Below are 400 nucleotides of genomic sequence, written 5' to 3'. Positions count from 1 at the left end.
GTAGTTGGTCAGGTACAGCTCGAGTTGCTGTCGCTTGGCGGTCGCGTCGCGCTGCAGTGCGTCGAGATCGACCTGTTGTTCGCCGGCCTGCGCCGAAGCGGCTTTCAATGTGTTGACGTCTGCGACAAGCTGGTTCTCGCGGGCCTTTGCCGTCTCGGCCTGCATCAACAGGCCTTTCATGATCTTCTGGGCCTCGCTGCGGATCTGTGCGTCGAGATCGGACAGTTGCGATTTCAGCGCGCGAATGCGCGGATGGTTGCCTAGCAGTGTCGTCGACAGATCGGCGATGTTGGAGCGCAATTCGACCTGTCGCTCACGCAAGCGCTGGATCAGGTCCGACGACAGAACCTCCGGCACAGCATCCAGCGAACCGCCATTCTGCAGCGCCCTGCGCACGCCG

The 400-nt window shown here is 62.0% G+C and carries 1 pseudogene; it reads right to left on the bottom strand.

What is annotated here, in order from left to right:
- A pseudogene (locus EN750_RS38980) lies at positions 1–400 on the bottom strand (chain-length determining protein); the annotation flags it as partial.

The sequence above is a fragment of the Mesorhizobium sp. M7A.F.Ca.ET.027.03.2.1 genome (assembly GCF_003999175.1).
Lineage (GTDB): Bacteria > Pseudomonadota > Alphaproteobacteria > Rhizobiales > Rhizobiaceae > Mesorhizobium.
This window is presented reverse-complemented; position numbering and strand designations above follow the sequence as displayed.